This is a genomic window from Microbacterium sp. JB110 (genome assembly GCF_003335195.1).
Classification (GTDB): Bacteria; Actinomycetota; Actinomycetes; order Actinomycetales; family Microbacteriaceae; genus Microbacterium.
The window spans coordinates 26,833-49,193 of the sequence record NZ_QPGM01000004.1 but is presented as its reverse complement, the minus strand read 5'-3'; the positions used below and the strand labels follow the sequence as shown (position 1 = coordinate 49,193).

General features: G+C 69.3%; 19 protein-coding genes. 17 read left to right on the top strand and 2 right to left on the bottom strand.

The window, feature by feature from the left end; all coding sequences use genetic code 11:
* Positions 1–4: 4 nt before the first annotated feature.
* From CIK77_RS08565 to CIK77_RS08550, 4 genes are all read left to right on the top strand, one after another.
* On the top strand, positions 5–1,123 hold the full coding sequence (locus CIK77_RS08565) for an NAD(P)-dependent alcohol dehydrogenase (RefSeq protein ID WP_087053708.1): 1,119 nt from the start codon (positions 5–7) through the stop codon (positions 1,121–1,123).
* A 93-nt stretch (positions 1,124–1,216) separates the two neighbouring features.
* Positions 1,217–2,527 (top strand): GAF domain-containing protein, encoded by a 1,311-nt coding sequence (locus CIK77_RS08560; protein WP_087053709.1) that lies wholly within the window; start codon positions 1,217–1,219, stop codon positions 2,525–2,527.
* 323 nt (positions 2,528–2,850) lie between these two features.
* Complete coding sequence (exaC, locus tag CIK77_RS08555; RefSeq protein WP_087053710.1) at positions 2,851–4,374, top strand: acetaldehyde dehydrogenase ExaC; 1,524 nt, start codon at positions 2,851–2,853, stop codon at positions 4,372–4,374.
* Between the two features lie 93 nt (positions 4,375–4,467).
* Positions 4,468–4,875 carry a DUF779 domain-containing protein gene (locus tag CIK77_RS08550; protein WP_087053711.1) on the top strand — a complete coding sequence of 136 codons (408 nt, stop codon included), beginning with the start codon at positions 4,468–4,470 and terminating at the stop codon, positions 4,873–4,875.
* A 29-nt stretch (positions 4,876–4,904) separates the two neighbouring features.
* On the opposite strand, the gene CIK77_RS08545 is transcribed toward CIK77_RS08550, so the two are convergent.
* Positions 4,905–5,744, bottom strand: coding sequence for an IclR family transcriptional regulator (locus tag CIK77_RS08545; RefSeq protein WP_212647424.1), 840 nt, complete (start codon positions 5,742–5,744; stop codon positions 4,905–4,907).
* Positions 5,745–6,046: 302 nt separating this feature from the next.
* On the opposite strand from CIK77_RS08545, the gene CIK77_RS08540 reads away from it, so the two are divergent.
* Positions 6,047–6,895 carry an SDR family NAD(P)-dependent oxidoreductase gene (locus CIK77_RS08540; RefSeq protein WP_170934022.1) on the top strand — a complete coding sequence of 283 codons (849 nt, stop codon included), beginning with the start codon at positions 6,047–6,049 and terminating at the stop codon, positions 6,893–6,895.
* 221 nt (positions 6,896–7,116) lie between these two features.
* On the opposite strand, the gene CIK77_RS08535 is transcribed toward CIK77_RS08540, so the two are convergent.
* Entirely contained in the window at positions 7,117–8,040 is a 924-nt protein-coding gene (locus tag CIK77_RS08535) for an SDR family NAD(P)-dependent oxidoreductase (RefSeq protein ID WP_087053713.1), read from the bottom strand.
* Positions 8,041–8,199: 159 nt separating this feature from the next.
* Between CIK77_RS08535 and CIK77_RS08530 the strand changes: the two genes are divergently transcribed.
* The 12 genes from CIK77_RS08530 (at position 8,200) to CIK77_RS08475 (ending at position 22,326) form a co-directional block, all read left to right on the top strand.
* Positions 8,200–9,357 carry an NDMA-dependent alcohol dehydrogenase gene (locus tag CIK77_RS08530; protein WP_212647425.1) on the top strand — a complete coding sequence of 386 codons (1,158 nt, stop codon included), beginning with the start codon at positions 8,200–8,202 and terminating at the stop codon, positions 9,355–9,357.
* A gap of 12 nt (positions 9,358–9,369) precedes the next feature.
* On the top strand, positions 9,370–10,857 hold the full coding sequence (locus tag CIK77_RS08525; RefSeq protein ID WP_087053714.1) for an aldehyde dehydrogenase family protein: 1,488 nt from the start codon (positions 9,370–9,372) through the stop codon (positions 10,855–10,857).
* Between the two features lie 11 nt (positions 10,858–10,868).
* Positions 10,869–11,990 (top strand): NDMA-dependent alcohol dehydrogenase, encoded by a 1,122-nt coding sequence (locus CIK77_RS08520; protein ID WP_087053715.1) that lies wholly within the window; start codon positions 10,869–10,871, stop codon positions 11,988–11,990.
* Positions 11,991–12,008: 18 nt separating this feature from the next.
* Positions 12,009–12,545, top strand: coding sequence for a UGSC family (seleno)protein (locus CIK77_RS08515; RefSeq protein ID WP_087053716.1), 537 nt, complete (start codon positions 12,009–12,011; stop codon positions 12,543–12,545).
* A complete protein-coding gene (locus CIK77_RS08510; protein ID WP_087053717.1) occupies positions 12,542–13,573 on the top strand; it encodes a hypothetical protein in 1,032 nt (343 codons plus the stop codon). Before CIK77_RS08515 ends, CIK77_RS08510 begins: the two co-directional genes overlap by 4 nt.
* A gap of 79 nt (positions 13,574–13,652) precedes the next feature.
* Positions 13,653–14,759 (top strand): zinc-dependent alcohol dehydrogenase, encoded by a 1,107-nt coding sequence (locus CIK77_RS08505; RefSeq protein WP_087053718.1) that lies wholly within the window; start codon positions 13,653–13,655, stop codon positions 14,757–14,759.
* Positions 14,760–14,844: 85 nt separating this feature from the next.
* On the top strand, positions 14,845–15,849 hold the full coding sequence (locus CIK77_RS08500; protein WP_087053719.1) for an amidohydrolase family protein: 1,005 nt from the start codon (positions 14,845–14,847) through the stop codon (positions 15,847–15,849).
* 126 nt (positions 15,850–15,975) lie between these two features.
* A complete protein-coding gene (locus tag CIK77_RS08495; RefSeq protein WP_087053720.1) occupies positions 15,976–17,757 on the top strand; it encodes an ABC transporter substrate-binding protein in 1,782 nt (593 codons plus the stop codon).
* Positions 17,754–18,785 (top strand): ABC transporter permease, encoded by a 1,032-nt coding sequence (locus CIK77_RS08490; protein WP_087053721.1) that lies wholly within the window; start codon positions 17,754–17,756, stop codon positions 18,783–18,785. The genes CIK77_RS08495 and CIK77_RS08490 overlap by 4 nt, the downstream gene beginning before the upstream one ends.
* Positions 18,772–19,665, top strand: a complete 894-nt coding sequence (locus CIK77_RS08485) for an ABC transporter permease (protein ID WP_087053722.1) — start codon at positions 18,772–18,774, stop codon at positions 19,663–19,665. The genes CIK77_RS08490 and CIK77_RS08485 overlap by 14 nt, the downstream gene beginning before the upstream one ends.
* Positions 19,662–21,350: a dipeptide ABC transporter ATP-binding protein gene (locus CIK77_RS08480; RefSeq protein ID WP_087053723.1), complete on the top strand. Its 1,689-nt coding sequence runs from the start codon at positions 19,662–19,664 to the stop codon at positions 21,348–21,350. Before CIK77_RS08485 ends, CIK77_RS08480 begins: the two co-directional genes overlap by 4 nt.
* A 64-nt stretch (positions 21,351–21,414) precedes the next feature.
* Positions 21,415–22,326, top strand: coding sequence for a hypothetical protein (locus tag CIK77_RS08475; protein ID WP_140403480.1), 912 nt, complete (start codon positions 21,415–21,417; stop codon positions 22,324–22,326).
* Positions 22,327–22,361 lie beyond the last annotated feature (35 nt).

Genomic DNA, 22,361 nt, shown 5'->3' with positions numbered 1-22,361 from the left:
CAGCATGAGCGACGCAAGCGGAACCCCGGTGCGGGCAGCGGTGTTCGAGAAGGTCGGCGAGCCCCTCGCCATCCGGGATCTGGTGCTCGAGGAGCCCCGTGCCAACGAGGTGCAGGTGCGGATGGTCGCCACCGGTGTCTGCCACACCGATGCCGTGGTGCGCGACGGGTGGATGCCGACGGATCCGAACTTCGTGCTCGGGCATGAGGGCGCAGGCGTTGTGGAGAAGATCGGGCCGGGCGTCACGCACGTCGCGCCGGGCGACCACGTCGTGCTCACCGTGAACAGCTGCGGTGCGTGCCAGAACTGCTGGAGCGGACATCCGGCGTACTGCGCCGATATCTTCATCCACAACTTCGCCGGCGGCCGCCCCGATGGGTCGACGGCCTTCTCCGACGCCGAGGGAGAACCGGTGCGTTCGCATTTCTTCGGCCAATCCTCGTTCGCGACTCTGACCAATGCGGCTTCGCGCAGCGTGGTGAAGATTCCGGATGACTTCCCGCTCGAGATCGCAGGTCCCCTCGGCTGCGGTGTGCAGACGGGTGCGGGTGCGGTGCTCAACGTGCTCCAGCCCCGACCGGGCGGCACCTTCGTCGTCTTCGGCGCGGGCGCCGTGGGCCTGTCCGCGCTGATGGCCGCCGTGGCGAATCGTGCAGGAACGGTCATCGCCGTCGACATGGTCGACTCACGCCTCGAGCTGGCCACAGAGCTCGGCGCGACGCATGTGATCAACCCCGGCCGAGAGGACTCGGTCGCGCGCATCCACGAGATCACCGGCGGCGGCGTGCAGACCGCACTCGACACCACGGGCAACGACCGCGTGTTCGCGCAGATGATCGACTCGCTCGCCGTCGCGGGCCACGCCGGTGCGCTCGGCGCGGCCAAGGCCGACGCCAAGGGCGTGATCGATCTGCCCTCCGCACTCGCCCGCGGCATCCGGTTGACCTGGATCGTCGAGGGCGACGCGATGCCGCAGACGTTCATCCCGGAGCTGATCGCGCTGAACCGCGCCGGCCAGTTCCCCTTCGAGCGCCTCGTGCGCTCCTACGCCTTCGACGATCTGACGACCGCGTTCGCCGACTCCGAGTCCGGTGAGGTGCTCAAGCCCGTCGTCGCGTTCTGAGGAGGGAATCGGCCCGGCCCGCACCCCTCCCGGAGCAGACCGGGCCGCCATAGACTGGTGCCCCACCTGTTCCCTCGACGAGGAAGGGACACCATGTCGTCGCCGTGGCTCGTGCCCACCAGCGGATCGATCGAACGCGACGAGATCGAGCGCGCGTACGGGGCGCTCCTCGCCGGTGACGCCGCGGCGTCCGGGCTCGAGCGTGTGCGGCCCGTCGTGCGCGAATCGTGGACCCGCTCCGTCGACCGCAGGGTGCACGCGGAGGGCCTGCCGGAGCTCGAACTGAGCGGCGACGCGCTCGAGGCCTATCGCGCGGGGCATCCGCTCTCTGCCACGCTGTCGCTCATCCGGACCCTGCTGCTGCCGGGCGCGAGCGACGACGCCGGCGTGGTCGTGGCCGTCGGCGACGCAGCGGGTCGGCTGCTGTGGATCGAGGGCGACCGGATGCTGCGCAGCCGCGCAGGCGATATGGGCTTCGTCGAGGGGGCGAACTGGTCTGAGGAGCGCGTCGGCACCGCGGCTCCCGGCACGGCTCTCGCACTGGGGCGCTCGGTGCAGGTGCGCGGTGCCGAGCACTTCAATCGGTTCGTGCAGCCATGGTCGTGCACCGCGGCGCCCGTACGCGACCCGGAGACGGGGACGCTGCTGGGCGTGATCGACGTCACAGGCGGCAACGAGGCCGCCAGCGCACCCGCACAGATGCTCGTGGACGCGACCGCACGGGCGGTCGAGGGAGAGCTGCTCGTCGCTCGCTTGCGCGAGGGCTCGTCAGGGAAGAGAACCGGTCAGAGAGCATCCTCGACACCGTGCGCGACCCTGAGCGTGCTCGGACGCGACCGAGCAGTTCTGACCGTCCCCTCCGGCGACGCGGAGCACAGCGTCGAGCTCGGGCTGCGCCATGCCGAGATCGTGCTGATGCTCGCCACGCATCGCCAGGGCCTCACCGCGGAGCGACTGGCGGAGCTCGTCTACGGCGACCCCTCGGCGGTCGCGACGCTGCGCCCCGAGATGGTGCGGCTGCGTCGACTGCTGGCCGCGTCGGCTCCCGACCTCGTGCCGGAATCGCGCCCGTACCGGATCTCCGCCGTCGAGACCGACGCCCAGCAGATCCTCGCCCTGCTCGACCGTGGCGCCCACCGCGTCGCGCTCGCCGCCTTCCGCGGCGACGCGCTGCCAGACTCGGTCGCCCCCGGCGTCGAGGAGCTGCGCGAGCGCGTGCGCACCTCGCTGCGCGAGACGCTGCTCGGCGAAGCGGGCGTCGACGTGCTGCTGAGCTACCTCGACACCGACGTCGGTGCCGACGACGCCGACGCCATGCGGCAGGTGCTCCGGATGCTGCCGCCGCGCTCCCCGCGCCGCGCCGGGCTGGTCGCTCGGCTCGAGAGCTTCGACCGACACGTCTGACCGCGTGGCCCTGCCACGTCGCGCTCTCCGGTGACCCGGGTCGACGACGACGCAGCCCGCGACGCGCTGGCCTCACCGTCCGCCAGGCGGCTGAGCGCCTCATCCGATGGTCGCCTTCGCAGGCCGTCCGTGCAGACAGCCGCCCGACGGTCGGCAGCCCGCCCCGGCAACCCGCCCGCCCCGGCAACCCGCCCGTTCGCGCGACGCGCTCCGGTCGCGTACCGCATCCGGCGCAATCCGATGCAACCTGCGCCGTCGTAGCTTGGCAGTGTCCGACGCGGGTACCCCCCCCCGCGAATGTCGCGCAGTCGAAGGAGACAGCCATGACCGTGTACACCCCGCCTGGACAGGACGGCGCCGTCGCGAACTACCGCTCGCGCTACGGCCACTACATCGGGGGCGAGTTCGTCGACCCGGTGAAGGGCGACTACTTCGAGAACATCACCCCGATCACGGGGAAGCCGTTCACCGAGATCGGTCGGGGCACGCCGGAGGACATCGACCGTGCCGTCGACACGGCGTGGAAGGCGTTCGCCTCGTGGAAGCGCACCAGCGCCGCCGAACGCGCCGTGCTGCTGAACCGCATCGCCGACCGGATGGAGGAGCATCTCGAAGAGATCGCGGTCGCCGAGTGCTGGGAGAACGGCAAGCCGGTGCGCGAGACGCTCGCCGCCGACATCCCGCTCGCCATCGACCACTTCCGCTACTTCGCCGGTGCGCTGCGCGCCCAGGAGGGCGGCATCAGCCAGCTCGACGAGGACACGGTCGCCTACCACTTCCACGAGCCGCTCGGCGTGGTCGGTCAGATCATCCCGTGGAACTTCCCGATCCTGATGGCGGTGTGGAAGCTGGCGCCGGCGCTCGCCGCAGGGAACTGCGTCGTGCTCAAGCCGGCTGAGCAGACACCCGCGTCGATCCTGTTCCTGTTCGACATCATCGGCGACCTGCTCCCGGCAGGCGTCGTGAACATCGTGAACGGCTTCGGCATCGAGGCAGGCGCCCCGCTCGCCTCGCATCCGCGCATCCGGAAGATCGCCTTCACGGGTGAGACGACCACCGGCCGCCTCATCATGCAGTACGCGTCGCAGAACCTCATTCCCGTCACGCTCGAGCTCGGCGGCAAGAGTCCGAACATCTTCTTCGAAGACGTCGCTGCAGGCAGAGACGCCTACTACGACAAGGCTCTCGAGGGCTTTGCGATGTTCGCGCTCAACCAGGGAGAGGTCTGCACCTGCCCGTCGCGCGCGCTCATCCAGCGCTCCATCTATGACGACTTCCTCGGCGACGGGCTCGCCCGTGTCGGCAAGATCGTGCAGGGCAACCCGCTCGACACGGAGACGATGGTCGGGGCGCAGGCCTCCAACGACCAGCTCGAGAAGATCCTGTCGTACATCGACATCGGCAAGGAGGAGGGCGCGAAGGTGCTCACCGGCGGCGAGCGGGTCGACCTCGGTGGCGACCTCACTGACGGCTACTACGTCGCACCGACGGTGTTCGAGGGGTCCAACAGCATGCGCATCTTCCAGGAGGAGATCTTCGGGCCCGTGCTGTCGGTTGCCGCCTTCGACGGTTACGACGATGCGATCACCACAGCCAACGACACCCTCTACGGGCTCGGGGCCGGCGTATGGAGCCGCAGCGCGGACACCTGTTACCGCGCGGGCAGGGCGATCGAAGCCGGCAGGGTGTGGACGAACACCTACCACCAGTACCCGGCACATGCCGCGTTCGGAGGATACAAGCAGTCGGGCATCGGCCGCGAGAACCACCGGATGATGCTCGATCACTACCAGCAGACGAAGAACCTGCTCGTCTCGTATGCGGAGGGCCCGATGGGCTTCTTCTGATCCGGATGCGCATACCGGGGCGGTTCTATCCGCCCCGGTATCGCTCCGCGGCGTTCTGCGGGACGATGAGGGAACCACCGAAGGAGGTGCGGAATGGGCGATCAGCTGAGCCGAGTCGCCGTGACCGACGAGGCCGCGGAGCTGCTGCGCACGCTCACGGAACAGCACGGTCCGCTGATGTTCCACCAGTCAGGCGGCTGCTGCGACGGCTCGTCGCCGATGTGCTATCCGGTCGGGATGTTCGCCACCGGATCCGGCGACGTGCTGCTGGGGGAGATCGACGCGGGCCTGGAGCAGCCGATCGAGGTGTACATGTCGCGGTCGCAGTTCGAGTACTGGAAGTACACCCACCTGACGATCGACGTCGTGGCGGGCCGCGGCGGCGGCTTCAGCGTGGAGGCGCCGACCGGCAAGAGGTTCCTGATCCGGTCGCGCCTGCTCGATGAGGCGGAGCTGGAGCACTTCGGGCTCGTGCCGTCCGACGCGCACGCCGGGGCCTGAGCCCCGGACGCCGCGCATCCGGCCGCCCCTCAGCTGCGCCCGCCCCCGAGCCGGCGCGAGATCGCGCGGGCCGCCATCGACAGCGCCGGCAGCACCGACTCCGGCGGGCAGCTGCCGCGCCGGATCGTCGCGCCGATCGCGGAGACGACACGGTCGGCCTGCCCGAACACGGGAACCGCGATGGCGACGGCGCCCGTCGTGATCGCCTCGTCGACGATCGTGTATCCGGCGCTGCGGATGTCGCCGAGCCTGCGCCGCAGGTCGTCGCCGTCCGTGCAGGTCTTCGCCGTGAAACGACGCAGATCGCCGTCCAGCACCTCGTGCTGCACGTCGAGGGGAGCGTGCGCGAGCAGCACCTGCCCCGTCGCCGTGGCGTGCATCGGCCACCGCCCGCCGAACCGTGTCAGCACCGGTGCACCGCGGCGCGAGCGCAGCGACTCGACGTAGACGATGTCGGTGCCGTCTCGCACGGACAGCATCACGTCGGCGGCGATCGCGGAGTGCAGATCGCTGAGGTACGGCAGCGCGACCGTGCGCAGGCGCAACCCCTGCGGCTCGAGCGAACCGAGCTCGAGCACGCGCAGGCCGATCGTGTACCTGCCGTCGTCACGCCGGTCGAGCGCGCCCCACTCCTTGAGCTCTCCCACCAGCCGGTGCGTCGTCGACAGACTCAGCCCCGCTCGGCGCGAGATCTCGCTGAGGGTGAGCACCAGGTGCTCCTGATCGAAGACATCGAGCACCGACAGCACGCGCTGAGCGGCGGTCGGTCGTTCCGCGCGCCGCGTGCGCACACGGGACTCTGCCGGCCTCATGCCCATCGGAATCGGCGGGGCGGAGACCTTCGGGGCGTCCAGGGTCATGGTCTTCATCGACCAGCCTCCTCAGCGTTGGGAGCACAGCGGCGTGCTCCTGGATCGACATTACGGCACCGAGTGCCAGAAGTGGCGTGACGCATACGCTAGCGAGCCGGAGCAGCGGTCGCAATGCTCGTCGGCGTCCTCGCTGCGCGATCCGCGGAACCGCGCGGCACGTCGCCACCGCTTTCTTCCGTCACACGGAAGAAAGCGGCAAGCGAGGCCCGGGGCGGCGCATATTTGCACGTGCGCCGCGGTGCCGGATGCCGGTGCGCGGTGACTGCGCGAACGGCGACGGAGATGAGAGAGGTGACGGCATGGCGACCGACAACTGGGCGGCACAGACGACGGCGGACGAGTTGGCGACGACCGACGGCATCCGGATGGACGGCAAGGTCGCACTCGTAGCCGGCGGCGGCCTGAGCGGCCCGCTCGGCGGAGTCGGATTCTCGATCGCATGGCTCTGCGCCGCAGCCGGGGCCCGCGTGGCCGTCGTCGACCTCGATGGTGAGGCGGGGCGGCGTGCCGTCGAGGCGATCCGCGAAGCGGGAGGCGAGGCAGAGTGGTTCCCCGCCGACGTCACCGACTCCGCATCCGTCTCCGAGGCGGTCGGCAAGGCCGTCGACCGATTCGGCCGGCTCGACATCGTCGCCGACTCGATCGGCGGCGGGGGAGCGGTGCCCGCCTTCGACATCGACGACGACGAGTTCGACCGAGTGATGCAGCTGAACTTCCTCTCGGCGTGGCGCCTGATCAAGTTCGCCAAGCCCCATCTGCGCCCCGGCGGCTCGATCGTGACCGTCTCATCCGGAGCCACAGAGGGACGCGGCCCGACGATGCCCTACACGATCGCGAAGACCGCGCTCGAGAAGCTCACGGTGAGCGCCGCCTCCACGTTCGCTCCCGACGGCATCCGGGTCAACGGCGTGCGCGTCGGCATGATCTGGGGAGCCTTCGCCGCCCGCGGCATGAGCGAGGAGCAGCGCGAACTGCGCCGCCAGAACGTCGCGCTGCAGACCGAGGGCAACGTGTGGGACATCGCCTCCGCTGCGTTCTTCCTGCTCAGCGACCGCGCCCGCTGGGTCTCCGGGCAGGTGCTCGCCGTCGACGGCGGCGGCTTCGCCATGAAGGCCGGTACCGGCGCGGCCGGCTCTGCGCCGAAGTGAGTGGTCGAGTTCGGCGGTGAGCCGCGGCAGAATCCCCGAAATGATGCACAATCCGGCGGGTTCTGCCGCGGTTCGGCGATTCTGCCGGGGCTCGGAGCCGCGCCGCGCGGGCAACACGCCCCGCAGCGGCCCCGCGCGGGGCAACACGACTCACGGGCGGCCCCGCGCGCAGCCCGCTTGGAGCGGTGGGTGCGCGGACAGCGGAGCGCCGCGCCACGCTCTCAGGCGCCGCCGCGTACGTCCACGCCGTGCTGCGGCGACGGGCGCTCGCTCTCCGTGCGGTAGGCCCTGCCGTCGGTGAGGAAGGGGATGGCCCTGGCGCGGTCCTCGCTGATCGGCTCGTCGGGGAAGGCGTTCTCGATCGCCCTGTGGCGGTCGACCACCCCGGCCTTGAACTCCGGATGCGTGAGCAGGAACATGTCGCCGCGCAGCACCCCCTGCAGCACCCGCTCGCCCGCCTCGCGCGCCGACATGTACGGCTGCTTCTTGTCGAACCCGGGCCGCGACAGATCGGGCGTCGGGTACCCCGACTCGCCGTAGCGGGACGGCCTGCGCGCCGCGCCAGAGCCGATATTGCTGTGCACGGGTCCAGGGCAGTAGGCCGAGACGCCGATGCCGTCGCCGGCGAGCTCGATGCTCATCGACTCGCTCAGCGCGATGATCGCGGCCTTCGACATCGAGTAGAGCCCGGCGACGATCGGCATCAGCCCGCCCATCGAAGCCGTGTTCACGATATGGCCGCCGCGCCCGTGCGCGCGCATCTGCGGCAGGAACGCGAGGATGCCGTTGCCGACCCCCCGCACGTTCACGTCGACGATCCAGTCCCAGTCGGCGGCCGTCGCGGTTGCGACAGGCCCAGTCAGTCCGAGACCCGCATTGTTGATCAGGATGTCGACCCCGCCACGGCGTTCGTCGATCTCGCCGGCGAGGCGCTGCATCGCGTCCCTGTCGGTCACGTCGACGCTCGCGAGTTCGACGGGCAGCCGTTCTGCCGCGAACTCCCGCTCCGTCTCGGCGAGATGCTCCTCCTTCCGCCCCGTGACGGTGACGAGTGCCCCTGCGCGCGCGAACGCGAGGGCGATTCCGCGGCCGATGCCGCTCGAGCCGCCGGTGACGACGACCACTTTGTTCTGCACATCCTTCATGAGGGCATCCGACCGCGTCTGCGGCACTCATCCCACTTCTCTTCCGTCCGGCAGAAGGGACGCGCCGCCGGGATCATCCGGGATTCACTGTGGAACGAGCACGCGACGGAGCTGCCAGGACGAGGAAGTCCGAAGCTCCCCAGGCCGAGGAGAGGTTTGATGAGCATCACTGCAGAGGCGCCGGAAGCGGTCGCCGCAGAGCCGAAACCGATGACGACCCGCGCGGTCGTCTGCTACGAGGGCGGCCAGCCGTGGCAGCTCACGGAGCTCGAGCTCGACCCGCCTGGGCCCAAAGAGGTCCGCGTGAAGATGATCGCGGCGGGCATGTGCCACTCGGACGACCACATCCAGAAGGGCGACGCCCCGATGCGGATGCCCGTCGTCGGCGGCCACGAGGGTGCAGGCATCGTCGAGTCGGTCGGCACGGGTGTGACCCGTACGAAGGTCGGCGACCACGTGGTGTTCTCCTTCATCCCCGCCTGCGGCAAATGCCGCTACTGCTCCACCGGCAGGCAGAACCTCTGCGACGAAGGCAAGAACGCCGGTACGGGCCAGTTCCCCGACGGCACCTTCCGCTTCCACAAGGACGGGGTCGACTACGGCGGGCTCTGCGTGCTCGGCACCTTCTCCGAGTACACGGTCGTCTCCGAGCACTCCGTGATTCCGATCCCGGATGAGATCCCCTTCGAGGTCGCGTGCCTGACCGGGTGCGCCGTGCCGACAGGGTGGGGGACGGCCGTGCACGCGGCGGGAGTCCGCGCCGGCCAGACGGTCGTCATCTACGGCGCCGGCGGCGTCGGCAGCAACGCCGTGCAGGGAGCAGCGCTCGCCGGGGCCGAACGCGTGATCGTCGTCGACCCCGTCGAGTTCAAGCGCGAGATGGCGATGGTCTTCGGCGCCACGCACACCTTCGCCACGGCGGAGGAGGCGCAGGAGTTCATCGTCGGCATCACATGGGGAAACCTCGCCGACCACGCGATCATCACGGTCAGCCAGCTGCACGACGAGGTCATCGCCAGCGCGATCCAGGCCGTCGGCAAGACCGGCCAGGTCACGATCACGGCGGTCGGCCCCGGCAAGATCAGCGAGAACCCCGGCGCTCTGATCGGCTTCCAGCGCCGCATCCAGGGCGCGATCTTCGGCGGCTGCAACCCCCTGTTCGACGTGCCCCGTCTGATCAGCCTCTATCAGTCGGGAAAGCTCAAGCTCGACGAGCTGGTCACGAACACCTACACGCTCGAGACCGTGAACGAGGGGTACCAGGACATGCTCGACGGCAAGAACATCCGCGGCGTCGTGAAGATCGCCGAGGCGTGAGAGAGGAACACCATGACCATCATCGACACGGAGACCGTCGCCCCCTCCACGCTCGTCGTCGACGGCGCACAGCTCATCGACGGCGAGTGGGTGCCGTCGCACAGCGGCCGCACCATCGACGTCGCGAACCCCGCGAACGGCGAGGTGATCGCACGCATCCCGCGCAGCGACGCGGAGGACGTCGAGCAGGCCGTGCAGGCGGGCGAGCGCGCGTTCCCCGCCTGGCGCGACATGAACGCCACTGCCCGAGGCCGGCTGCTGTTCCGCTGGGCCGACCTGATCGAGCAGCACAGCGCTGCGCTCGACAGCCTCGAATCCCAGGAGGTCGGCCGACCCAGTTGGGGGCCGCCGCCGATGGCAGGCCAGCTGCGTTTCATCGCCGGCCAGACCGATAAAGTCCAGGGCGTCTCGCTCCCGACCTATTCGCCCGATGTCGTGGGCTACACGCTGCGTGAGCCGTTCGGCGTCGTCGGCGGCGTCATCCCGTGGAACGCGCCCGGCCCCATGTTCATCACCGAGGTGGGTGCCGCGATCGCCGCGGGCAACACGATCGTGATGAAGCCGGCGGAGGATGCGCCTCTCACACCGCTCGCCCTGGCGAAGCTGTCGCTCGAGGCGGGCATCCCGGCCGGCGTGATCAACGTCGTCACCGGCTACGGCGCTGAGGCGGGCGCCGCGATCCCCGCCCACCCGCGCATCCGCCGGATGGGCTTCACGGGCTCACCGCAGACGGGTCGCGCCATCATGGAGGCCTGCTCGCGCAACCTCACCCCGCTCCACCTCGAGCTCGGCGGCAAGTCACCGCAGGTGGTCTTCCCCGACGCCGACCTCGACGTCGCCGCCGCCGCGATCGCCACGGGCGTCACACTCAACACCGGACAGATCTGCGCCGCGGGCACCCGCGTCATCGTCGATCGCAGCATCCACGCCGAGGTCGTCGACAAGCTCGCCGACGCTATGACGAAGGTCACCGTCGGGCCGTGGCACCAGAAGGTGCAGATGGGGCCGCTGATCAACGGCAAGCAGCACGAGCGCGTCTGCGGCTTCATCGACATCGGCAAGGAGCAGGGTGCGACCCTCGTCACCGGCGGCGGGCGCCCGTCCGGCACCGATTTCGACGGAGGCTGGTTCGTCGAGCCGACGCTGTTCGACGATGTGACCCCCGACATGCGCATCGCGCAGGAGGAGATCTTCGGTCCCGTGCTCTCGGTCATCCCGGTCGACGGCGAAGCCGAGGCGATCGAGGTCGCCAACGGGGTCGACTACGGCCTGGTCGCCTCGGTCTGGACGCGCGACGTCGGAACGGCGGTCCGGATGACCAGGGCGCTGCAGGCGGGCCAGGTCGGTGTGAACAACGCCCTCGGCGCCGGGGTCATCGGCGGGCCGTTCGGCGGCTACAAGAACAGCGGTTTCGGCCGCACCATGGGCGCCGACGCAGTCCTCGAGTGGACACAGGTCAAGACCGTCTCGATGCGGGAAGCCCCGCTGCCCCGCTTCTGAGGAGAACCGACATGGCAACCATCACCACCACCGCGGCCGTCGCGCATCAGGCCCACACCGGCTGGGAGCTCACGCAGCTCGATCTCGACGACCCGAAGGAGCACGAAGTCCGGGTCAAGTTCGCCGCATCCGGTCTGTGCCACTCAGACGATCACATCACCCGCGGCGACGCCAAGGTCCGGATGCCCGTGGTCGGCGGGCACGAGGGTGCAGGCATCGTCGAGTCGGTCGGCGAGAACGTCACCCGCGTGAAGCCGGGCGACCGCGTCGTCTGCTCGTACATCCCGGCGTGCGGCGCCTGCCGGCCCTGCTCGCTCGGACACCAGAACATGTGCGTCAAGGGGCTCAATGCCGGCACGGGCATGTTCCTCGACGGCACGTTCCGCTTCCACAAGGACGGCGAGGACTACGGCGGGTTCTGCTCGCTCGGCACGTTCTCCGAGTACGCGGTCGTCTCCGAATGGGCCGTCGTGCCCCTCGACGACGACATCCCGTTCGAGATCGCGTGCCTCGTCGGCTGCGGCGTTCCGACCGGATGGGGCTCCGCTGTGTATGCGGCGGGCGTGAGGCCGGGCGACACCGTCGTCGTCTTCGGTGCGGGCGGCGTCGGCAGCAATGCCGTGCAGGGTGCGCGATACGCCGGTGCGAAGAACGTCGTCGTCGTCGACCCCGTGCAGTTCAAGCGCGACAGCGCGCTCGGCCTCGGTGCGACCGAGACCTTCGCGACCGCCGAAGAAGCGCACGAGTACGTCAACGCCGTCACCTGGGGCCAGTTGGCCGACCACTGCATCCTCACCCCGGATGCCGTCACGGAGGAGATCGTCACGGCGGCCGTCCTGATGACGGGGAAGGGAGGCAAGACCACGATCACCGCGGTCGGCCACGCGGAGGAGAAGGCCGTGACGCTGCCGGGCGGCTTCCTGATCAGCTATCAGCGACAGGTGCGCGGCGCACTGTTCGGCGACTGCAATCCGCTCTACGACATCCCCAAGCTCCTCGGTCTCTATCGGTCGGGCGACCTGAAGATCAAGGAGCTCATCACGAACCGCTACACGCTCGATCAGGTCAACCTCGCGTACGACGACCTGCACGCGGGCAAGAACATCCGCAGCGTCATCCTGCATGACGCGTGATCGAGGAGTGAACGCACGATGGTGAACCCGATTCTCGACCCCACAGGGCTGGCCAAGCAGAAGACCGAAGGCGGCCTCGCGCAGCGGCGCCCGCTCTCCGGTGCGCGCGTCGGGCTGCTCGACAACACCAAACACAACGCGATGCTGTTCCTGCAGGAGGTGGGCCGGCTCCTCGTCGAGGAGGCCGGTGCCGGCCAGGTCACGATCGTCGAGACGAAGAAGAGCTTCTCCGTGCCCGTCGACGACGAGATCGTCGGGCGCTACCGGGGCGTCGCCGATGTCGTCGTGACGGGTATCGGCGACTGCGGCTCGTGCAGCGCGGCGGCCGTGGCCGACGGCATCAACTTCGAGAAGGCGGGGATGCCTGCCGCCGTCGTGCTCACCGACGCGTTCACGACCACAGGTCGCACCATGGCGGGCGTGCACGGCAACCCCGACTACGAGTGGATCACCACAGAGCACCCCGTCGCAGTGCTCGCCGAGGACGAGGTGCGCGAGAGGGCGAGGGCTCTGCTGCCGGAGATCGTGCGCACGCTCACGGAGGAGGGTCAGTGACCGCGCCGGACCCGGATGTCGCACGGGAGGCCATCGAGTACGCCTACGACCAGGGCTGGTCGGACGGATTGCCGCTCGTGCCCGTCAGCGAGCCGCTGCTGGAGCGCTTCCTGGCGCAGACGCGGCTGGCCCCCGACGACGTCATCGGCCACATGCCGCAGGTCGACCGGGAGGTCACGGTGCGCACGGCGGCCATCAACGCCGCCATGGCGGGGTGTCTCCCCGAGTACTTCCCCGTCGTGCTCGCCGCGTGGGAGGCGCTCATGCTGGAGCGCACCACGAAGGGCGGCGGCTGGCAGTCCACCTCAGGGCCGGCGCCGCTGATCGTCGTGAACGGCGCCGTGCGCGAGCGGATCGGACTCAACTCGACGGGCGGCGTGTTCGGGCCGGGCTTCCGTGCGAACGCGACCATCCCGCGCGCGATCGGCCTGATCGTCCGAAACGCATTCGGGGTGAAGCCCCACGAACTCGAACAGTCGACTCAGGGCATCCCTGGCCGCTGGCAGATCTGCTTCGGTGAGAACGAAGAGGACAGTCCGTGGGGTCCGCTCGCCGAGGAGCGCGGCGTCTCGGGCGACGCCGTCACGACCGTGCTGCTGCGCACGAGCGAGTTCGTCGACAACCGGCACACGAAGGACGCCGAACAGCTGCTCGCCGACTTCGCCGACTCGATCGGCCGCACGGGACCGTGGATCTTCGCCAACGCGCAGGTCGGGCTCGTGCTGTGCCCCGAGCACGCCGAGCGACTGGCCGACGGCGGGTTCGATCGGCAGGCCATCCGGACCTGGCTGGCTGAGCACTCCGGTCGCACGGCCGGCCAGCTCGCCGCGGTCGGCAAGGCGCGCGGCGAAGGCGGAGTGCGCTCGGCATCACTGGTCGGCGACCCCGACGAGTTCCAGCCCACGATCGTCGCCCCCGATTCGATGCTGATCGCCGTGGCAGGCGCTCGAACCGCCGGCATCTCGATGGTGGTGCGCTACTTCGCCGACTGGTCGGGCACGTCGGTCCCAATCGAACCGCTCACCTGACGCCAGATGTGCTCCCGGCGCCGCCGGACCAGCACATCGCGTCAGGTGAACGGCACTGGCAAGAGAGACGGAGACAGAGATGGCAGAGAAGGTGCGCGCGGCGGTGCAGACCGGTCCGCGCAGGATTGAGATGCGGGAGTTCGACCGGCCGACGATCAGTGCCGACGACGGGCTGCTGCGCGTCGAGGCGAATGGCATCTGCGGCAGCGACGTCGAGATCTTCGCCGGTCACATCGGCGACCCGAACCGGTCGCCGTTCATCCCGGGCCACGAGCCGATGGGCATCGTCGAGGAGATCGGCGAACTCGCCGCCGAGCGGTGGGGCGTGCAGGTCGGCGACCGCGTCGCACTCGAGGTCATCGTGCCGTGCCGCGCCTGCAACGACTGCCTCACCGGCAGGTATCAGGCATGCAAGTTCCGCAAACACGGCCACGGCGTGACCGACGTCGACGTCGCGCCCCACTTGTGGGGCGGGTTCGCCGAGCGGATGTATCTCTCGCCGACATCGGTGATGCATCGCGTCTCCAACGACCTCACCCCGGAGGTCGCCGCCATGTACAACCCGCTCGGCGCCGGTGTGCGCTGGGCGGCCCAGCTCGGCGAGATCGGCTTGGGCGACACGGTCGTCATCCTCGGCTCAGGGCAGCGCGGCATCTGCGCCGCCGCCGCCGCGAAGGCCGCAGGTGCCGGCACGGTCATCATCACGGGCCTGGAGACCGACGGGCACAAGCTCGAGCTCGCGCGCGAGTTCGGCGCCGACCACACGGTCGTCGTCGACGGCGCGGACGGCCGCGACATCGTCGACGCCGTGAAGCAGATCACGAACGGTGAGATGGCCGACGTCGCGCTCGACGTCACACCGATGGCGGCAGGCCCGGTCAGCGATGCGCTCCATGTCGTTCGTTTCGGCGGTCTCGTTGTGCTCGCCGGGCTCAAGGGCGGCAGAGAGATCCCGCTCATCACCGACCACATCATCCAACGCGGTCTGCGCGTCAAGGGCGCCTTCGGCGTCGACGCCGACGCGAACCGCGCGGCGATCGCGCTGCTCGAATCCGGAAGGTTCCCGTTCGCCAAGCTGCACACGCACACCTTCGGCCTCGACGAGGTCGGCCTCGCGATCGACACGCTGTCAGGCGAAGCGGGCGACAGGTCGGCCGTGCACGTATCGGTGCACCCGAACGGCTGAGCCCGGACGCCCCAGCGCGAACCGCACTCGACGTCCATCCGGAGACGATATCCGGAACACCCGCGACCGTGCCGAAGGAGCCACCGTGATCGTCGACGCCCACGCCCATTTCCTGCCGGGGGACTACCCATCCGGCGCGCCAGAGTGCTTCCCGCACATGGAGCCGATCGACGGGTCGGACAGTCGTCTGCTCGTCTTCGACAAGATGCGCTTCCCCGCCAAGAGCGTCTTCTTCGAGGCGGAGAAGCGCATCGAGGCACAGGAGGCATCCGGCACGAGCGCCGAGGTCGTCAGCCCGATGCCGCCGCTGCTGCGGTACGACCTGCCGGACGCTGACGGTCTCGCGCTCGCGCAGCACGTGAACGACTTCGCCGCGACGATGCAGCAGTACGATTCGGAGCGGCTGATCGCGCTCGGCATGGTGCCGATGCAGGACCCGGATGCCGCAGCCGGCGAGCTCGCGGCGATCAAGGAACGGGGCTTGGCGGGAGTCGAGATCGCGTCGAACATTCAGGGGCGTTCGATCGGCGACGAGCGCTTCCTGCCGTTCTTCCAGGAGGCGGAGCGGCTCGACCTTGCTGTCTTCGTGCACGCGATGCCATCGCCGACCGACCGGCTGCCCGCCAGTGCCATGGGCACCTTCGTCGTCGGCGTCGAGGGGATGTACGCCGCGGGTTCGCTGATCCTGGGCGGCACGGCCGCGGCCTGTCCGGATCTGCGCATCTCGTTCAGCCACGCCGCAGGTGGCTTCGCGATGGCGCTGCCCCGCGCGAACTACTTCTGGGGCGGCTCCTGGAACGAAGAGCCGCGCGACCTCGAGCGCGCCGTGATGCCGGATGACGGGCCGAGCCCGATCGAGTACGCCAGACGCTTCTACTACGACTCGATGGTGTTCGACCGCCGCGCCATCCGGTATCTGGTCGATCTGCTCGGCGCCGACAGGCTGCTCGTCGGCAGCGACTTCCCCGCGATGCTGCGCGAGGATCCCATCGCCCGCACTCTGCGCTCCACCGGTCTCGACGACGAGCAGTGGCGCCTGATCGCGGCTGAGAACGCCTACCGGTGGCTCGGGCTCGAACGGCCCGCCTGACCGCACCGGCGGTCCCTCCCGCCTCATGGAAGAGGCATGGCCTGCGGCATCGGCAATCGGGAGACTTCCCACACAAGCCGCCCAGGGCTCTGCCCGGGGCACCCGAGCTCAAAGGAGAGCATCGAGATGGTCAGAACACGCACAGCACTTGTCAGGAGGGGGCGCGCCGTCGGCGCCCTCGCACTCGCCGTCGGATCGACTCTCGCGCTTGCCGCGTGCGTCGGCGACGGGGGAGGCTCCGCTGACGGCAGCGGCGGGGGAAGCGGCGAGCCGCAGGCCGGAGGTGATCTCACCGTACTGCTGGATGCAGGCTTCTCCGGCGCCTGGGCGACAGGGCTCGACCCCGCGACCAGCAACTCCACCGGCGCGAACCTGCCGCAGAACGGCAGCATCTTCGGCGGACTGTTCACGGTCGAGGCGGAATCGGACGGCTCTGACGCGCAGCTCGTGCCGAACCAGGCCGAGAGCTATGAGTGGTCGGACGACGGCCTCAGCGTCACGATCACACTGCGCGAGGGCATCGAGTTCAGCGACGGCACTCCGATGGATGCCGAAGCGGTGCTGTGGAACTGGATCAGGGTGATGAACTCCGGCTCCACTGGTGCCCCCACGGTCGACTTCGACACGTCGATCGAACCGCAGGAGCACAGCGAGGAGTTCATGGACAGTCTCTGGGCGGCGCTTCCGGAGGACGTGAACGAGGACGACGTGATGGGCGACCTCGGAGCGTTCCAGACCGTCGACGACAAGACGCTCACGATCTCGCTGAAGGCGGTGAACGGCTCGTTCATGAACTCCTTCCCCGGCTCCGCACTGAACCTGATCGCCTCGCCGACCGCGTACGCCGAGATGGGCGCGCAGGAGTTCAGCGTCGCTCCGGTGGCCGCCGGCCCCTTCACGGTGCAGGAGAACCGCCAGAACGAGCGGCTCGTGCTGGAGAAGAACGAGAACTACTTCAAGGACGGCCTGCCGTACCTCGACGCTCTCACCTTCCAGTCGATCACCGGTGAGCAGGTGCTCTACCAGACGCTGACATCCGGCCAGGCCGACGTCGTCGAGGGCATGAGCAGCACCACGATCATCAGCGAGGCCGAGAACAACTCGAACCTCGAGGTGCACTTCGGGGTGCCGACGTCGCCGTACGTGGTCCAGCTCAACAGTCGCGCCGAGCCGTTCGACGAGAAGAAGGCCCGCGAAGCGATCTACTACGCCACCGACTTCGACGCCATCAACGAGGGGCTGTTCAAGGGCAACGGCGAGCCCTCCCAGTCGTTCACGGCCTCCGGGGGCCTGTTCCATCAGCCGGAGGTCGAGGGGTATCGCGAATATGACGTCGACAAGGCCAAGGAGATCGTCGAAGATCTCGGCGGCCTCGAGCTCGAGCTCGGCACGACGGACACGGGTGTCGCCAAGGAAGTCGCAACGGCGCTGCAGACGCAGTGGCAGGAGGCTGGGATGGACGTCAGCCTGGACGCGAAGCCGCTCGGCGACGTGATCACCAAGTTCACGACCGGCGAGTGGGAGTCGATGCTGCAGACGGCGGGCGCCTGGGATCCGTCGACCGGGATCGGCGTGCAGGTGCGCTTCGGGTCGACGTCGCCCTACAGCGGAACGCCGCTGCCCGAGGGCGCTTCGAGCGCCAAGGAGGCTCTTGACAAGGGCCTGCAGAGCCCGATCGACGAGCTCCTCGCAGAATCGGTCGCGACGGTCGATGAGGACGAGCGCACCGCTGCATACGCGAAGGTCGCGAAGATGATCTCCGATGAGGCATACGGCCCGTTCGGAACGGCGTTCGCGCCGGCGCAGCTGATACGCACCGGCGTGCACGGTCCCGGACTCGACGAGCCCATCCCTGCGTTCGTCGTGAACACCGCCGTGCTCTACGACAGGGTGTGGGTTGAGCAGTGACCGCGGCACAAGCGCCGGCGGCGGCGCCGGCTGACGAGCGCCCCGGGCTCCTCAGCCGGGTCGCGGGCTCCCCCTTCGTGAGGCTGATCGTCAAACGCGTCCTGGTGGCCATCCCGCTGCTCGTCGCAGTGAGCGTGCTGGTGTTCCTCCTCTTGGAGCTGATGCCGGGCGATCCCGCACGCAACCAGGCGGGCATGGACGCCACGGAGGCGGAGGTCGAGGCTGTTCGCCAGTCGCTCGGGCTCGACCAGCCATGGTACGTGCGCTACTTCGGCTGGTTGGGCGGGGCGCTGACGGGCGACTTCGGCACCTCGTCCGTCAGCGGCCGCGCCGTCGTCGAGCTGCTGGCCGAGCGTACGCCGGTCACGGTGGAGCTCGTCGTGCTGGCGTTCGTCGTCTCGCTCGGAATCGCCATCCCGGTCGCCGTGCTCGCGGCCCGTAAGCCCGGCGGCTTCTTCGACCGCCTCGTCATGGTGATGGCGATGACGATCCTCGCCGTGCCGAACTTCGTGATGGCGCTGCTGCTGATCCTGGTGTTCGCGGTGACGCTGCGGATGCTGCCGTCGATCGGCTTCGTGCCGTTCGGGGACGATCCCGTGGCGAACATCCGGAGCGTGATCATGCCGGTTCTGGCGCTGGCCGTGCCGCTGTCGTGCTTCTATGCCAGGTTCCTGCGCAGCGACCTCGTCGAGCAGCTGAATGCCGCGGACTACATCGACACTGCGCGCGCCAAGGGCGCGGGGCCGTGGAAGGTGCTGTGGGGCCACGCGTTCCGCAACTCCTCGTTCGGCCTGCTCACGATCGTCGGGCTCAACATCGGCGGGCTCGTCGGCGGCACGGTGATCATCGAGCAGATCTTCGCCATGCCGGGCCTGGGCGTGATGATGCTCGAGGGCGTCACCTCGCGCGACACCGCCGTCGTGCAGATGTGCGTCTTCATCTTCGCCGCCGTGGCGATCGCCGCCAACCTTGTCGTCGACGTGCTCTACGCCGTCCTGGACCCGAGGATCCGCTATGGCAATCACTGACACCGCCTCGACACCGACGGCGACCCTGCTCGCCCCGGCGACCCAGAGCGAGCGCAGCCTGCGCTGGGCCCGTCTGCGCCGGAAGCTGCTGGTCTGGATCCCTGCAGGCGTCGTCGCCGCGCTCATCCTGGTCTGCTTCGTCGTGCCCGCGGTGTTCCCGCTGCCGAAGCCGGTCGGCGGCAGCGTGCTCGACAGCATGCTGCCGCCTGGAAGCGATGGGCACCCGCTCGGCACCGATGTGAACGGCAACGACGTGCTCTCACGCATCCTCTACGGCGGCCAGGCGTCGCTGACCGTCGCGATCTCGGTCAATGCGATCGGCATCATCGTCGGCGGCTCGCTGGGCGCGCTCTCCGGTTCGCTCGGCGGTCGCGCCGATACGGTGATCATGCGCATCCTCGATGTGCTGATCGCGTTCCCGTCGCTCGTGCTGACGATCGCGATCGCGCAGGTGCTCGGTCCGAGCCTGGTGAACACCATCATCGCGATGTGCGCGTTCAGCATCCCGAGCATCGCGCGCGTGGCGCGCTCGGCCGCCCTGCGCGTGGTGAGCATGCCGTTCTTCCAAGCGGCGGAGCTGGCCGGCTCGTCGCGCTGGCGCATCCTGACGCGACATGTCGCGCCGAATGTCGTGCCGCAGCTGCTGAACTTCGCGCTGCTCGGCATGGGCATCGTGATCGTCACCGAGGGTGCGCTGAGCTTCCTGGGCCTCGGCATTCCTGCTCCCGAACCCAGCTGGGGCAACATGATCTACGACGGCCAGCAGGCGCTCACGGGCGCGCCGCTGCTCGTGCTGTGGCCCAGCCTCGCGCTGCTGGTGACGGTGCTGTCGTTCAACCTGCTGGGTGAGAACCTGCGAGACGAGATGAGCGGACGATGACGTCTGATGCACAGCGACTGGTGGACGAGACCGTCGGCACGGCCGTGCAGGAGCCGGATGTGGTGCTGACGGCGGAGAGCCTGCAGGTCACCTTCCGCCGCAGCGGGAGAGTCGTGCACGCCGTCAAGGGCGTCGATTTCGAGGTGCGCCGAGGGAGGACGCTGGCGATCATCGGCGAATCCGGGTCGGGCAAGTCGGTGTCGGTGCGCGCGCTGATGGGGCTGCTGCCGCCGAGCGCGCAGGTGTCGGGCTCGGCGCAGCTCGGATCGACGCAGCTGCTCGGGCTCGCAGAACCCGACATGCGCCGCATCAGGGGCAAGGACATCGCGATGGTGTTCCAGAACCCCGCCACGTCGCTGAATCCGACGATGAGCATCGGCAAGCAGGTCGTCGAGGCGATCCGGATGCACAGTCGGATGGAGAAGAAGGCCGCGAGGGAGCGGGCGATCGACCTGATGACGCTGGTGCGGCTGAACGACCCTGAGATGCGCTTCGAGCAGTACCCGCATCAGCTCTCCGGCGGGATGCGCCAGCGTGTCGTGATCGCCATGGCTCTCGCCTCCGACCCGGCGGTGCTGATCGCAGACGAGGCCACAACCGCGCTGGACGTGACCACGCAGGCGAAGATCATGGACCTGCTGTGCGACCTGCAGGATCGGCTCGGCATGGCCATCATCCTGATCAGCCACGACCTGGCGCTCGCGGCGAGCTACGCCGACGACGTGATGGTGATGCGCCATGGAGCGGTCGTGGAGCATGTGCATCCTGACGAACTCTTCGACGAAGACCGCGAGCCGTACACGAAGGAGCTGCTCGGCGCGTTCTCGACTCTGCCGACGGAGCGCCACGCGTCCGTGATCGACGCAGGAGCGGAGCCGCTGCTGCGCGTGGAGGGCCTTGTGCAGGAGTTCGTCACGCGCGGCGCCGGCGGCGTGAAGGCGGGCGTCGTGCGCGCGGTGGACCATGTGTCGTTCGACCTGGCGCCAGGCACCACGATGGGGATCGTCGGCGAGACGGGGTCTGGCAAGTCGACGATCGCGCGAGCCGTGCTGCAGGTCGAGCGGGCGAAAGCGGGCACAGTGACGTTCCGCGGCCAGACGCTGACGGGGCTGAAGCGCCGCGCGATGCAGAAGGTGTACGGCGATCTGCAGATGATCTACCAGGACCCGTTCGGCTCGCTGAACCCGCGCTGGCGGGTGTCCGAGGTGATCGCCGAGCCGCTGCGCGGGCACACTGCGATGAACGAGAAGGCCAGGCGTTCGCGAGTGGACGAGCTGCTCGACCTCGTCGGTCTGCCGGCGGATGAATACCGCTCACGGCGGCCGCAGGAGCTCTCGGGCGGCCAGGCCCAGCGCGTCGCGATCGCGCGCGCGGTGTCGTTGGAGCCGTCGCTGATCATCTGCGACGAGGCCACCAGCGCGCTCGACGTGCTGATCCAGGCGCAGGTGCTCGACCTGCTGGTGCGGCTGCAGCGCGAGCTCGGGCTGGCATATCTGTTCATCGGACACGACCTCAACGTCGTCAGGTACGTATCGGACACGATCGGCGTGATGCACCACGGCGAGATGGTCGAGTACGGGCCGAGCGAGCAGATCTTCACCGACCCGCAGCACGAGTACACGCGCGAACTGCTCGCCGCGATCCCGCGTGCCGACCTCGCGGCTCGACGCGTGCGGAGGGAGTGAGCCGGAGCCTCGCCTCCGGCACGGGGTCGCCGACGCCCACCGACGACCGCGTATCGTCGTCGGCATGGAGTGGATGCGCGAGACTGCGGCCGGCGACTGGATCCGGGATCGGCTGGACGCGTCGACGGTGACCGGTGCGTATGTGCCAGGAGGCTTCGAGGCCTACGCGCGTGTGTTCCATCCGGTGTTCCGAGAGCGGCCCGTCGGCGTCCAGTGGCCGGATTCGGGCGACGAGGACGCGTGGGAGCGGTTCGCAGCCGCCGGCCACGAGATCGATACCGAGTCGGTCACGTGGCGGCAGGTCGCCGACGCGCTCGGCAGCAGATTCGATGCGCTCGACTCCTGGGGCTCCCTCAGCGCGGTGCCGGGTCACGACGACCTGCGCGACGGCGCGGGATGGCGCTACCAGGACCCGGACGAGGGCACTCTCGATCCCGGCGTCCTCACGGCGGTCGCCCGTGCGCTCATCGCGCACACCGAGACGCCGGATGACGGCTTCGCAGCGGTCTGGGACGGATGGGGCGGCCTGGTCGGCGCTCGTGCCGCGCCGAGCGGTGTGTCTGCCGTGTACTCGGAGTCGGGCATTCCGGAGCATCACGCCGTGCTGCGCGCCAGCTTCAAGGACGCGTTCAACGCGCCGCTGCGCAAGGCCGGGTGGCGGCCAGGCGTGCTCAGCGACGAGATCTCTCGCGGACCGCGCCTCGATCTCCCGACGCGCTCGCACGTGCTGTTCCGTGCAGCGCCGACCGTGTGGGCGAACGACGCATGGCCGGAGACGGTGCCGTGGAACGAACCCGACGCGCCATGGCTGCACTCGCCGAGCCTGATCTGGCCGGATGATCGTGCCTGGGTGGTCGTCACGGAGGTCGACGCCGACTCGACGATCGTCGGCGGCACGGCCGCGCTGATCCGCGCGCTTGAGGCAGCGGACGGCGTCGAGGCGAGCGAGGTACCGGAGGGCGCGGGGCTCGAATAAGGCTGCGCACCTAGCGCGACGCCTCTGCTCTGGGC